General features: G+C 36.4%; 19 protein-coding genes. 1 reads left to right on the forward strand and 18 read right to left on the reverse strand.

Annotation, left to right across the window (positions count from 1 at the left end; all coding sequences use genetic code 11):
• Nucleotides 1–121: 121 nt before the first annotated feature.
• The 11 genes from ACO5V7_RS01605 to ACO5V7_RS01655 all read right to left on the reverse strand — a co-directional run bounded on the left by ACO5V7_RS01605 (nucleotide 122) and on the right by ACO5V7_RS01655 (nucleotide 6,014).
• Nucleotides 122–1,441 (reverse strand): DUF2130 domain-containing protein, encoded by a 1,320-nt coding sequence (locus ACO5V7_RS01605; RefSeq protein ID WP_485484793.1) that lies wholly within the window; start codon nucleotides 1,439–1,441, stop codon nucleotides 122–124.
• 154 nt (nucleotides 1,442–1,595) lie between these two features.
• Nucleotides 1,596–1,952 (reverse strand): DUF6568 family protein, encoded by a 357-nt coding sequence (locus tag ACO5V7_RS01610; protein WP_485484794.1) that lies wholly within the window; start codon nucleotides 1,950–1,952, stop codon nucleotides 1,596–1,598.
• Between the two features lie 50 nt (nucleotides 1,953–2,002).
• Nucleotides 2,003–2,215 carry a hypothetical protein gene (locus ACO5V7_RS01615; protein WP_485484795.1) on the reverse strand — a complete coding sequence of 71 codons (213 nt, stop codon included), beginning with the start codon at nucleotides 2,213–2,215 and terminating at the stop codon, nucleotides 2,003–2,005.
• 12 nt (nucleotides 2,216–2,227) lie between these two features.
• Nucleotides 2,228–2,746, reverse strand: coding sequence for a cysteine hydrolase family protein (locus ACO5V7_RS01620; protein WP_485484796.1), 519 nt, complete (start codon nucleotides 2,744–2,746; stop codon nucleotides 2,228–2,230).
• An 11-nt stretch (nucleotides 2,747–2,757) separates the two neighbouring features.
• Nucleotides 2,758–3,414 carry a YoaK family protein gene (locus ACO5V7_RS01625; RefSeq protein ID WP_371491194.1) on the reverse strand — a complete coding sequence of 219 codons (657 nt, stop codon included), beginning with the start codon at nucleotides 3,412–3,414 and terminating at the stop codon, nucleotides 2,758–2,760.
• Nucleotides 3,415–3,419: 5 nt separating this feature from the next.
• Nucleotides 3,420–3,710 carry a DUF1294 domain-containing protein gene (locus ACO5V7_RS01630; protein ID WP_485484797.1) on the reverse strand — a complete coding sequence of 97 codons (291 nt, stop codon included), beginning with the start codon at nucleotides 3,708–3,710 and terminating at the stop codon, nucleotides 3,420–3,422.
• A gap of 3 nt (nucleotides 3,711–3,713) precedes the next feature.
• Complete coding sequence (locus ACO5V7_RS01635) at nucleotides 3,714–3,977, reverse strand: glutaredoxin (protein ID WP_485484798.1); 264 nt, start codon at nucleotides 3,975–3,977, stop codon at nucleotides 3,714–3,716.
• A 12-nt stretch (nucleotides 3,978–3,989) separates the two neighbouring features.
• Nucleotides 3,990–4,397, reverse strand: coding sequence for a ribonuclease HI family protein (locus tag ACO5V7_RS01640; RefSeq protein ID WP_485484799.1), 408 nt, complete (start codon nucleotides 4,395–4,397; stop codon nucleotides 3,990–3,992).
• Nucleotides 4,390–4,605 (reverse strand): cold-shock protein, encoded by a 216-nt coding sequence (locus ACO5V7_RS01645; RefSeq protein WP_259949039.1) that lies wholly within the window; start codon nucleotides 4,603–4,605, stop codon nucleotides 4,390–4,392. The genes ACO5V7_RS01640 and ACO5V7_RS01645 overlap by 8 nt, the downstream gene beginning before the upstream one ends.
• Nucleotides 4,606–4,656: 51 nt before the next feature.
• A complete protein-coding gene (locus ACO5V7_RS01650) occupies nucleotides 4,657–5,562 on the reverse strand; it encodes a hypothetical protein (RefSeq protein WP_485484800.1) in 906 nt (301 codons plus the stop codon).
• 110 nt (nucleotides 5,563–5,672) lie between these two features.
• Entirely contained in the window at nucleotides 5,673–6,014 is a 342-nt protein-coding gene (locus tag ACO5V7_RS01655; protein WP_298650139.1) for a DUF2187 domain-containing protein, read from the reverse strand.
• A gap of 255 nt (nucleotides 6,015–6,269) precedes the next feature.
• Here ACO5V7_RS01655 and ACO5V7_RS01660 point away from each other — a divergent pair, with 255 nt between their 5' ends.
• Complete coding sequence (locus tag ACO5V7_RS01660; RefSeq protein ID WP_263089740.1) at nucleotides 6,270–6,545, forward strand: hypothetical protein; 276 nt, start codon at nucleotides 6,270–6,272, stop codon at nucleotides 6,543–6,545.
• A gap of 66 nt (nucleotides 6,546–6,611) precedes the next feature.
• Here the strand turns inward: ACO5V7_RS01660 and ACO5V7_RS01665 are convergent, their stop codons facing one another.
• From ACO5V7_RS01665 to ACO5V7_RS01695, 7 genes are all read right to left on the reverse strand, one after another.
• Entirely contained in the window at nucleotides 6,612–8,627 is a 2,016-nt protein-coding gene (locus tag ACO5V7_RS01665; protein WP_485484801.1) for a heavy metal translocating P-type ATPase, read from the reverse strand.
• A gap of 140 nt (nucleotides 8,628–8,767) precedes the next feature.
• Nucleotides 8,768–9,115, reverse strand: coding sequence for a 50S ribosomal protein L19 (gene rplS / locus ACO5V7_RS01670; protein ID WP_005606730.1), 348 nt, complete (start codon nucleotides 9,113–9,115; stop codon nucleotides 8,768–8,770).
• 159 nt (nucleotides 9,116–9,274) lie between these two features.
• Nucleotides 9,275–9,619, reverse strand: a complete 345-nt coding sequence (locus tag ACO5V7_RS01675; RefSeq protein WP_005606731.1) for an ArsR/SmtB family transcription factor — start codon at nucleotides 9,617–9,619, stop codon at nucleotides 9,275–9,277.
• Nucleotides 9,620–10,360: a tRNA (guanosine(37)-N1)-methyltransferase TrmD gene (trmD, locus tag ACO5V7_RS01680; RefSeq protein WP_485484802.1), complete on the reverse strand. Its 741-nt coding sequence runs from the start codon at nucleotides 10,358–10,360 to the stop codon at nucleotides 9,620–9,622. It lies immediately after the preceding gene.
• Between the two features lies 1 nt (nucleotide 10,361).
• Nucleotides 10,362–10,877 (reverse strand): ribosome maturation factor RimM, encoded by a 516-nt coding sequence (gene rimM / locus ACO5V7_RS01685; protein WP_485484803.1) that lies wholly within the window; start codon nucleotides 10,875–10,877, stop codon nucleotides 10,362–10,364.
• A 12-nt stretch (nucleotides 10,878–10,889) separates the two neighbouring features.
• The gene (locus tag ACO5V7_RS01690) at nucleotides 10,890–11,231 is read right to left on the reverse strand and encodes a hypothetical protein (RefSeq protein ID WP_485484804.1); all 342 of its coding nucleotides are present in this window, start codon (nucleotides 11,229–11,231) and stop codon (nucleotides 10,890–10,892) included.
• Entirely contained in the window at nucleotides 11,231–12,523 is a 1,293-nt protein-coding gene (locus ACO5V7_RS01695) for a DUF1576 domain-containing protein (RefSeq protein WP_485484805.1), read from the reverse strand. Before ACO5V7_RS01695 ends, ACO5V7_RS01690 begins: the two co-directional genes overlap by 1 nt.
• Between the last annotated feature and the right edge of the window lie 381 nt (nucleotides 12,524–12,904).

A 12,904-nucleotide genomic window follows, 5' to 3' on the forward strand; every position in this document is an offset into this window, starting at 1 on the left:
TTTATTTTTCAATTTTTTTTAAGTGTTCATAGAAGGTGGTCATTTTTCTTAATTTCAATTCTAAATGAGAACAGTTATCGATAATTTTCATTGAAAAGCCTCCCTAAAAAAACAATTCCATTTACTCCAATTCTTCAAATCGTTGTTTCATCGTCGGATTGTTCTTTACAAGCTTCTTTACAGTTAAGTCTTCTGCTTTATTATTGGCTAAACGTAAATTATTTTCAGAAGAAAGCAAGGCTGCCTTGGTCTTCTCCAGACTCTTAATGGTCTTGTCAATTTCATCAATGGCACTTTGGAATTTTTTACTCGCAAGTTCATAGTTACGAGCAAAACCTTTTTTAAACGTCTCAAGGTCTTCTTCAAAGTGGGTAATATCAATATGTTGATCACGCATCAAAGCTAACTCTTGTTTATATTGCAATGAATTTAGAGCGGCATTACGAAGCAAGGTAATAATTGGAATAAAGAACTGCGGACGAACGACATACATTTTCGGAAATTGGTACGACACATCCACAATGCCTGTGTTATACAATTCATTATCTGCTTCAAGTAGACTTACAAGAATGGCATATTCACATTGTTTTTCATGACGGTCTTTATCCAACTCTTTAAAGAAGTGTTCGTTTTTCTTCTTCGTTGCTGTCTCGTCATTTTCGTTCTTCATTTCGAACATAATGGATAGAATTTCAACTCCATTCTCATCATATTCTCGGTAGATGTAATCCCCCTTACTTCCCGTCTTGGCATCATTATCTTTTCCAAATTCCGCGCGAGGGAATGCCGTCATACGGAGGCGATTAAATTCGATTTCGCAATGTTGCTCTAAACTTTCTCCCACCATCTTCGTTGATTGTTTGGCCTTAAAGTCTTTATAGAACGCAATGGCTTCGTCTTTTGCCTTCAACTCTAATTCAAACTGATCTTTCTTCGAACGTAATTCCAATTCATATTTTTCTTTTAGAGCCGTTTGTTGTACTTCTTGTTCTTTTTGTTGCAACTCTTTTTCTTGTTTGAGTTCAAGAATCGTACGTTCTTTTGCGTGTAAATCTTCTTGGAATTTTTGAGACAATTCTACTTCTTTGAATTGAAGTTGTTGTTTTAATTGATCCAATTCTGCTTGGAGCGCATTAAATTCTTTTTCTTTTTGATGGAGTGCTTCTTGCACATTCTTTTCTTCTTTGACATCTGCATTCTTCAACGCTAATTCAAGCGAAAGAATCTTCTGTTCAAAGTTCGCACGTTCCTCATCATATAGACGCTTTTCTTGCTCTTTTGCGAGTGCCTTTTCCGTCTCAAATTGCTTCTTCGCAAATTCCAATTGCTTATGAACATCTTCTGCAAATTCCTTATTGCGCACTTGGCTCACAATATCTGCATACGAGTTCTCATCAATCGTAAAAACCGTCTGGCAATGTGGACATTTAATCTCGTTCATCGAACCCCTCCTTTTTATTTCTATTTCATTCTATCACAATATCGAATTTGAGCACAGACCTAAAAAATCATTACCATATATGGTAATGAACTATTTTTTCGCATGCAAAAACTCTCCGCAAATCACTTCCACGGAGAGTTTTGACTTTTATTTATTATCCAATAAAGGCTTTAATTTGTTCTACACTTTGTGATGAATCACAAACTACACGAACGTCTCCATCACGAGCAACGAGTAAACCAGGTACTGTTGGCATATTGTATTTTGAACGGAATGCTGCTAAAGCTTCATTTGTTCTGTCTTCTGAGTTAATAAAGTACATTTCTTTTCCTAAAGCTTCACGCGCTTCGTTCATCTTTGGAGCAAAACGACGGCAATATGGGCAAGTTGGGCGTCCCACAAAAAGAACGACTTCCTTTCCTTCACCGATTAACGCTTCTACTTTCTCAGCAGTTGTTTCCACAAATTGGCTTACATCTTTTGCAAATTGTTCCATTAAAAATCCCTCCATTCATTTTTCTCCATTATGACAATGAAAAAAGAGTAGTGCAACAAATGTGCCTACTCTTTCTTATCTTTTGGATTGATTTCTTTATATTTTTTACGAATGTATAATAGGCGACAAATAAACGCCCCTAACATCCCGATAGCAACTCCACCAATCATATTATCGATTAGAATTCCAATCCCAAATCCGATAACAATCCCAATCAACATGATGAGATTCAACACGGACATTTCTCTAATTCTATCTTTTGGATCTTGCTCTTTCATATGCTTCCTCCATTATTGAATTTCAATATGACACATCTTCATCGCTTCCAATGCATTCTCATGACTTTCTGGTGTAACTCCAGCACAAGCACTAGAAATAACGGTAACAGGTGTATTTTGAAAATGCGCTTTAGCAAGCATTGCATTACTGATTACACAAATATCTGTACAAATGCCGATAAGTGTAATGCTTTCTACATCAGGAACTTCCTTTTCAATAATTCCCATTAACTTTTCAGAACCAAATGTAGATTTTTCAATTCCTGTTGCGTCTTTTAATAATAATGCTTTTTCAATTTTGGGATGAATTTTCCACCCTTGGCTTCCTTTAATACAGTGAACGACCGGTAAATGACGGCCTTCTTCAGTATCTAGATAGTCTTCTCCATGAGTATCCTGTGTATAAAATACTTTCCCATCAAATGAGGTAATGGTTTCCACCGCAGTATCAATCATCGAAACGGCTTCTTTTGATCCCAATACTCCATCTACAAAATCATTTTGCATATCTACAACAATTAAAACCTTCATATAATTTCCTCCTAATGAAAGAATAGTTTACGGAATGAAAAATAATAAAAACCAAGAATCATATATCCCACACTAATTAACACAATCGTCGCATCCGAATAGAGTTGGAAAAATTGGAAAGAAATAGTTCCCCCAATTCCAAAAAATAACATACTTGTAAAATAGAAAAGTACTTTCCAACGGTCTTTCTTTTGCCCTCGAATTAGACGCCCAATTACCACTCCAATATCGGTTAAATATCCGGTAAAATGTGAGGTTCTAACAATCATTCCATGGTAATAAATAAACATTCCGTTTTGTGTTCCCACAACAAATGAAAAATAATAGAGCCAGCGTTCATCTCTGAGCCCTAACAAAAATAATACTAACATAATGATGCCGAATGTTAACAGTAAAAGGCCATACCGTTTAGTAGGTTCAAATTTTTTCTTAGAAAATAAAATACCTGATAGCACACCGCCTCCACCAAAACAGATGATCATTCCTAAAAGGCGAATCATTATATCCCATTTCCCCTGATTTAACGCTAAAACAAATTGCGTAATATTCCCGGTAAAATGAGTCGCAGGTGTTAAAAACAATAACAAGGTCAATACATTAACCATTCCTGACAACATACTTAATAAAGCAATCCAAATATCAAAATAAAATCTCTCTTGTTTATTCATGTACCCTACTTTCTATACATCCAAACTACCCCAATGACTAACCAGAAAAAAATGTTCACTAGAAAAGTAATTAAAAAATAGTTTTTCCTCTTTTTATGATTAAAAATGAATAACCCAAGTAGGCCCCCAAAACCTCCACCAAGAATTCCAAGCAACAATAAAGTTTTCTCAGAAATTCTCCATTTTTTTAAAATTGCACAACACTTATCAATTCCCATCAAAATGAATAATAAACTATTGATTCCAACAAAATAAATGGAAAGGACTGTCTGCAATGATTCTTTAGGAAACTCCACTGATTAAAGATACCTTGCTTCTAAGGAACTTACTTCAAAAATGAAAGAACCTTCCTCTGTAATTAAGCAAGGAATCCCCACCATCCCTTGCTCTTTCCTTGGAATAAACACTTCTTCACGGTCTCGTAATCTGATAAATTCTTTTAAGTTTTTCATACTAGAGGTGATATCCACTTCTCTAGCAGAAATCCCAAGCTTTGCCATCGCTTCTTTGAATGGAGCTGTATCTGGGCATAAGCTACTATAATACAAAGTTTTTTCGTTCATGAAAACTCTCCTTTATTGTTGTGTTAATCGTTGCTGTAAGGCTTGGCGCGCTAATTGATCTGCGCCACGATTATCACTTTCTGGTATCCATTTAACAAATAACTGAGAAAATTGCTTTAACTGACGTAGTATTTCCTGAAGGACAACTCTATTATCCTCTCTCTTTGTATATTTTTTCAAAATTGCATCTGCAGCTACTTTAGAGTCTGTATGTATGAAAATTAACTCTTCTTGGTACTGCTTGGCATCTAATAATTCCAATGCTTTAGAAATCGCAGTAAACTCGGCAAGGTGATTATCCATTTTCTTTTCTACGGGAAATTTATAAGGAAATTGTTCTCCATCTTTTACCAATAGAATTCCTAACCCAACTTCACCAGGATTTCCATTGACGGCTGCATCCGTATATACTTTAATCATAATCTACAAGAGTCTCCACATGAGTCGCTTGAACTCCATGTGTTCCTTTTGAAATTTCAAAAGTCACTTTTTGGCCTTCTTTCAACGATTTGAAACCTTCTGCCACAATTCCTGTGAAATGAACAAAGATATCTTCATCCGTTTTTGTATTGCGAATAAAGCCATATCCTTTTTCGTTATTGAACCATTTTACAATTCCGACTTCCATATGGATTCCTCCTTTAATAATGTATCTCTATTATACTGGATACGACGATTTTTAACAGTTATGAAGTGTTTGATGAGCTTTTATAAAAGCATCATCTCCTTCATACAAGCTTAGTAGCAAATCTTCCCTTTGTAATTGTGTCTCTACCCATTCCCCAGCATCTTTAAAATAGTTTTCAGCAAAAGGAGCTACACGTAAAAAATCCGAATGAAGTTTTTGAAGTAACAATTCCTTCATATCTTCGCTTAACTGGGCTTGTTTAGAAATCAAAGACTCAATTTCAATGAATACTCGATTCTCATAAACCGATGTAGTATTCTCCTTAGAAATTTCCACTCTATTGTTAGAAAAAGCATCATAAAAATTTATCCTTTTCGAAGGACCCTCTTTTAACCAATATTCCACTAAAAATCCTCTCCAAAATAATTGTGTTTTGGCACTTGAAAGAAAGGACTCCACTACAGACCATTTTAAAGGCGTCTTCATCTGGGTTAACGTTCTTACAATATAAGAATTCTGTTCCTCGGATAAAACCTTATCCTTCTTAAGCTTCTCACTTAACTGTTGCAGTTTTATCACTTCACTTTGGGTAAATTCACTTTTTTCTTTTTCACATAACAACGTTAATTCTAAAATACGTTCCATTCCTAATACCGATATAAGTTCTTCTTTTTGCATCCACTCTTCCACATGATGGAATTGATGGTTATGAACCGCAACTTTTATCTTCCATTCCCACTGATTCGCTTTGGTGTCAAACTCAAGTGCTGCTTCTTCTACATAGTAAGTTAAATCGTCCCAACGTTTTCCTTTTTCTAACAATTGTAAAAAAGGGACTAAGTCTACTTGATAGTCCTTTGCGCTAATCTTATATTCAAATTCTTCGATTGCACTTTCTAACTTTTCTTCAAAATCATCGGATTGAAGATTATTTGTGATTGTATATTTTTCAGTCATCAATTTCCTCCACAGTCATTTCATTTATATTATACTTTAAAGGACCTAATTTATAAAGTTCATCAAAGTAAAAAGGCCCAAAGGTAGCTCATCATACCTTGGACCTTCCTCTATTTTTCAATCGGTAAAAATTCCACAATATCCTTAAAATTAACAACCGTTCTAGCTTCACAAATATCCTTCATGCATTGGTTAGAGGAATTCCAATCAATGACAACAACGGCACTATTGGCTAGTAGTTTCCAAATAATCCCAATCATCTCTTGCTCTCTAAAAGTAAATCGAATCCGATTGCCAACTTCTGGTCTTATCGACTCCTTGATTTGTGTAATAATCTGAACCCCTTCATCGTATGGAACACCTAACAAATGGGCAATTCTCGATTTGCTTGTTCCTTTTCTGAGTTCGGTTTCTACTGTACTCTTGATTTCTTTCGTGACACGTTTTACCATTGCTCCCGCCTCTTTCCATGTCTCGCCAATTTCCAACACCTTCTTTATCCATTGTATCACAAAGTATCCTCTTTGTATGTAAAAACAGCTTAATTTCTGAATTATCATTCTTTCTAATCTTTTTTATTAATGAATCTTAAATCAAAAATGGTCATTATAGAGAAATTTTTGGGATATTTTGCTCAAAAATGAACATCTATTTGTAAAACGCATACATTTACACTATACTTAAAGTGTAATGAATGGAGGGATTTTATGTTAGAACAAGCGATAACTATTTTAAAGTATGAATATCATATTGCGCCTGGGAGTTATTTCCATGTAGAAACCCCATGGGTAAAAGATATCAGTGAAATAAAAACTGTAATTATAGATCAAGATAATGTCTTTACAAAGATGTTAAGTATTTATCCTAATAACTTCGTCATGTTTTTAGAGCAATTCCCTGATTATAGTATTTATAGAACGAATTTCCCATTAGAACTCATTCCTGAAAGTGATACTTACCGCGTCTGTTTTGACCAGGCGTAATTCCTATTGCAAAAAAGCAGAACTTGGACAATCTAATTTCTCTGCGTCCTTGTTCTGCTTTTTCTTTTATTCTTCTATTGGTGTAAGTAATCGTAGTCCATTTAAAAGTACTAAAATGGTACTTCCTTCATGTAAGACAACTCCCCAGCCGATGTTCGTTAATCCAAAGAAGTTAAGGATTAAGAGCATTACAACGACTGACATCGCAAAAATCATATTTTCTAAGATGACACGGTGTAATTTCTTACTAATCTTATGCGCTGAAACAAGCTTTTGTAAGTCGTTTTTCATAATGACAATATCACTAGTTTCAATCGCAATGTCTGTCCCATTTCCCATCGCAATACCGATGTCAGCTGTCGCAAGAGCTGGCGCATCATTCACACCGTCTCCTACCATAGCTGTTAATCCATAACGTTCTTTTTGAGATTGAATTTTCTCTAATTTTTCTTCTGGCAATACATTTGCAACAACTTCTTGTACTCCAAGCTTCATACCAATCATTTCAGCTGTTTCTCTTGAATCCCCTGTAATCATTGTTGTATGCACAAGTTCGCTCTTGAAGTAATCGAGCACCGCTTTTGAGGCTTCGTTTGGAAGGTCCATAAAGGCCATCAAACCAACAATTCTATTATCTTTTACAACCGTTACAACCGTCTTGCCTTCGCTTGCCCATTCTTGCAGACGATTAGAAACTTCCTGTGTACGATCTACAGTATCTAGTGGTTTAATAATATGGATTTGTTCACCGCTAACAACAGAACGTACCCCTTGTCCCACAAGCACTTCCACTTCGATTTCTTCGTCTAAAACTGTCCAGTCGCTAAATTTTTGAACGACTGCTTGTGCCAGCGGATGTGTGGATTGTTTTTCCATCGCAACCACTGCTGGAATCATTGTTTCATCTTCAAACCAGTAATCCGTTAAATCAGGAGTTCCTTTTGTTAACGTTCCTGTTTTATCAAAAGAAATCACGTGTAAGTCTTGCAATTGAGAGATGGCTGCTCCACCTTTAGCTAAAATCCCCATTTTTGATAAACGAGACATCGCTGCTAAAGTTGCAGGAACCGCACTCGCTGCTAAGGCACATGGAGACACTCCTATAAGATAAACCATTCCACGGTAGAGTGTTGTATTTAAATCCCATCCCATTAAGAAATATCCAAATAATAGGAAGATTGGCCAAATAATCAATACGATATTCACGTAAATTGGTTCAATCTTTTGAATAAAAGTTGCTTGCTTGTTCATTGAATGTTGTGCATTTTCAACAACCTTCATGATTTTCGCAAAAACCGTATCCGTACTTGCTGCAGTGACTTTCATTTCAATACGGCTTGATAAGTTCACTGTACTCGCGAATACTTCATCTCCTTCTCCTTTTGAACGAGGCATGCTTTCACCTGTAATGGTTGCTTCATCAATCGAAGTTAAACCTTTTGTAATGACGCCATCGATTGGTACTTGGTCCCCATGTAATACTTCTAATGTATCCCCAATTTTTATGTCTGCTACTTCAACGACAACGACTTCCCCATTTTCTTGAATCAGGCGAGCTTGCGTTGGATTCATTTGTAATAATGCCGTTAGCGACTTACGGCTTTTCTCTTCTACATACTCTTCAAGGAAGTGAGCTCCTGCAAAAATCAAAATCAGTAAAGCTCCTTCTTCCGCATTTCCAATGAGCACAGCTCCCAAAGCCGCAAGCGTCATTAAGATATGCACATTCGGTTGAAACTTCCCTTTCTTTTTGGTTTTTTCAATCGTATCTTCAATACCTTCCATCGTTACATGGTAGCCCGATAAGAATAACGTTAGAATGAATAAAATATTCGCAACCCCGTTCCCCATAAAATGAAGAACCATTCCAATAATATAAAGGACTAGTCCTGCAATATAAAAAATGACTGCTTTACTATCATCATGGTCGTGACCATGATGATGTCCGTGCCCATGACTGTGTTCATGCTCATTGTAGTGGTCTTCGTGATGCAAGTAATGATCTTGGCATGTCTCCCCTTCATGAGATTTTTCTTTATTAAATAGATGTTTAATTTTATGTAATTGTTCTTTTAAATCCATGATATCTCCCCTCACTATTTCTTCTTATAATTATAATACATGAAAGACCATTCATATGTCAAGCATTAACTTAGAATTATTCTAAATTATTTTACACAAAAAAAGAGACTGGCCAAAGCCAATCTCTTTTGAAGTTTCTATTAACGACGACGTTCTTGGATACGTGCTGCCTTCCCACGAAGGTTACGTAGGTAGTATAATTTAGCACGACGAACTTTACCGTAACGAACTACTTCGATTTGTGCTACACGTGGAGTGTGTAATGGGAATGTACGTTCCACACCAACACCGTTAGAAACTTTACGTACTGTATAAGTTTCGCTGATGCCAGCACCACGACGTTTGATAACAACGCCTTCGAAGATTTGGATACGTTCGCGAGTTCCTTCAACAACCTTAGCGTGAACACGTACAGTGTCACCAGGGCGGAATGCAGGAATATCAGAACGTAATTGTTCTTGAGTTAATTCTTCGATTAATTTGCTCATGTTTTTTTCTCCTTCCAACAAACACTCATGACTTGGCCGTATGTCCAATCAGCGGAATATCGTTATCTCTGAGTGAAGTCTCACTCACTCGAAATATATTAGCATACTTGCATTTCAATTGCAAGCAAATTACAGAGAATTTCTTAGTAAAAATAAAACCTATGAATGCTCTTCGCAGCAGTGTTCATCCGCTAAATTATAAAGTTGTAATACATGATGATCTTCTAAGGAGTACCAAACATGTTTTCCAACTTTTTCTGCCTTCACGATATGGTGGGCTCTTAGTTTTTTTAACTGATGAGAAATTGCAGATTGCTCCATCCCTGTACATTTCATCAAGTCTTCCACACATAAAGGTTCTTTTCGAGTTAAAAGTGTAATGATATTCAACCGAGTGTTATCTCCTAGAAGTTTAAAGAGTTGCACCATTTCTGATCTACCCGAATCGTTTTCGATCACCTTTTGAAAAACTTTTATTTCTTCTGGACTTAAATGTTCTCTCATTTAACATCCCTCTTCTCCCTTAATTTGCTCCAGTAACTTCTCTTCTTCTTTTGAAAGTTCATACTTATCCAGTAAATCCGGTCTTCTTAAATAAGTTTTACGAAGGGATTCTTTCATTTGCCACTCCGCAATTTTTGCATGATTTCCACTGAACAAAACTTCAGGTACTTCCATGTCTTTATAGACTCTTGGGCGCGTATATTGCGGATGTTCCAACAATCCTGTGGAATGAGAATCTCCCACTGCAGAAGCATCATTTCCTAATACATCTGGCAAAAGTCGAACTGTTGCATCAATCATCACCGTGGCAGCTAATTCCCCACCTGTTAGAACGAAATCTCCAATCGAGTATTCATCTGTTACAAGAGTACGAATGCGTTCATCATAGCCTTCATAGTGACCACAAATAAACACCAAATGCTCTTCTTTAGCTAATTCTTCCGCATCCTTTTGCGTAAAAGTCTTCCCAGCTGGATCCATTAAAATGACACGTGGCGTTGTTTTTGGTGAACGCTCACGAATCGACGCGAGTGCTAAATCGATTGGTTCCACCTTTAAAAGCATCCCCGCTCCACCACCAAAAGGATAATCGTCCACATGATTATGTTTATCATTTGAATACTGACGGAAGTCTGTTGTTTCAAACTCGATTTTTCCTGTTTCAATGGCCTTTCCGATAATCGATTGCGTCATCGGCCCTTGCACCATTTCAGGGAATAATGTTAATACATCAATCTTCATCTTAATCGATCAACCCTTCCAATAAATGGATATAAGCTTTCTTTTCTTCTTTGTCGACTTTATAAACGACCGGTTCAATAAATGGAATCAACAGTTCTTTCTTTCCTTTTTGTTTTACCACCCAGACATCATTTGAACCTGGAGAAAGAATTTCAGTTACTTTCCCAAGCACTTCGCCTTCATCGGTTACAATTTCGAGTCCAATAATTTCATGGTAATAAAATTCATCGTCTTCCAATTCCGTTAATTGCTCCTCGGCTACCTTTAGGAGACATTCTTTGTATTTTTCAACATCTTCGATACGGTTCATTCCTTCGAACGTTAACAAATCAAAGTTTTTGTGACGACGATGACTTGCCACTGTCACAAATGTTAGGAACTCCCCCTCTTTAAAAATGGCTAATTCTGTTCCTTTTTTATAACGTTCTTCAGCAAAATCGGTCGTCGAAATCACTCGTACTTCTCCACAAAGACCTTGAGTGTTAACGATTTTTCCTACTTTATAAAAAGTTGTCATCCTATTTCCTCCTTAAAAGAGTCGCTCAACAATTATTTTTAATGTGCTATCTGAGACTTCCACATCATAGTCATCGACACATTGTCCGAGCATGCAATAATTCTTATCACGATTATGCGTTCCCATTAACGAACTATACATCGAATCTAATTCTAAATGTTTCTCAACCGAAAGCCCAGCTTCTAGTAAATCTAAGTCTTCAGGTAATTTTGTATAAGGCGCAGTGCACGTAATCGTTGCTTTTTCATGCGGTACATAAGATACATGTGTAGTCACGTCATACAATTCATGATAAAGGAAATAATCCACCATTTCCTTTACGATACGTTTTACAAAATCCTTTTCTGTTGCCATTATCCCTCTGCCTTTCTTTCTTTCATCTCTTGACGAATGCCTTCAAAAATTTCAAAAATTGGTACGAGAAGCGCTGCAACGAATCCTCCTGCAAACCCATTATTATACAGATTTAGTCCACCATGCATTACAACCACATGGCTTACTAGTGTAATATGAACAAATCCTGCTATCATCCCCGCAAACGGCCCATAATAACCACTAACCGGAGCAAGTGTCGTTCCGAAAATCGCTGCAATAAGGGCGCTCGTACTTGTAGGTTCTACTCCCGTCAAGTAAGAACCAATCATAATCCCCACTAAAACTGGAACTGTATTTTTCACTTGGTTCCCAAACGCCCCAAAGCTCATAACACCAATAATACTTCCGACAATCGGACCATTTAACTGTCCCCCATTCATAAGAACATATCCTAATAATATAAATCCTATAATACTCATGTTCAGTGTCACTGTTGCCAGATTCGTCATTTCAACAAAATCACTTGGCAAACGTCCTGAAAGCTTTAAGAGTAACTTAAAATGATATTTTTCTTTCTTTTTGAAATGTAAATAGAAACTTGTCACTATCAGAATCACACAAAATCCGATTAGCAGTTGATACAAAATCAATGGACTCTGTGTACTTGTTAGTGTTCTAGTCTCTACTTCAATTCCAAATGCATTCATAAATCCTAGAACAACCATTCCAATAATTCCAGCTGTAAACCCGACATTATACAAGCTAAACCCTTGATGGAACCCAAGAAATTGTGTGGATAGTTGAGGTAAGATGAAACCAATAAAAATTCCTAAAGCATACGCGATTAGAACGCTCCATCCTTGTGGTAGAACTCCGCTAAATGCTAGGAAAGAGATCAATGGGCCTAAAGCAGATCCAAATAATCCAACAATGACATAATTTCGATAATTTTGTTTCGTTACCTTCGTATAAATCCATACCCCTATCATAAATGGGATACTATTGAAGAGATTTTTCCCGAAAAATGAGAATCCAGCAAGCATGCCCAAACTTCCAATCACTGTTCCGTTTAAAGGAATTTCCAGTTTTTTATAACTATAAATACTGATACCGAGCATAATCGCGACATTTAACAAGGTACTTCCAACAGACGCAATTTCCATATAATCCGTAAACAACTGACTTGGCGATACTAGTATCGTCATCATCCCACTCACTAAGAACTTTGGTGATTCGATGACAAATGCTAGTATCATTAACATTACAGACAGGCCGAATAAATAATAATATTGTCGATTCATCTGTTTTTTTAATATCGGCTTTTTCTTCATACGGTCTTCCCTTCAACTATAATATTACTTATTTATCATAACAAACTCACGGAAAACAATCAAAAAACCAAGTGCCAACAACAACAAAAGAACACTCGTTATAATGTATACATTATAATGAGTGATACCTTATAAGATATCACTCGTATTCTTCTTTTCCTATAACTCAATGCATAAATTCAACCAGTGTAGCACTAACCATTTTAAGCACCTCGTTAAAAGCACATACCCTCTTCTGTCACTTCCCCGGTGAAGTCTTGTAGAAATCCAAACTTTTCTATAATTACAAAATGATGACGGAGAATCCTACGGATTTTATACTCACTGTAATGAGGAATCGCATTAAATGCGAATTAGAAGGAGTTAGGAAGAATTCCTTAC

The organism is Granulicatella sp. (assembly GCF_057274575.1).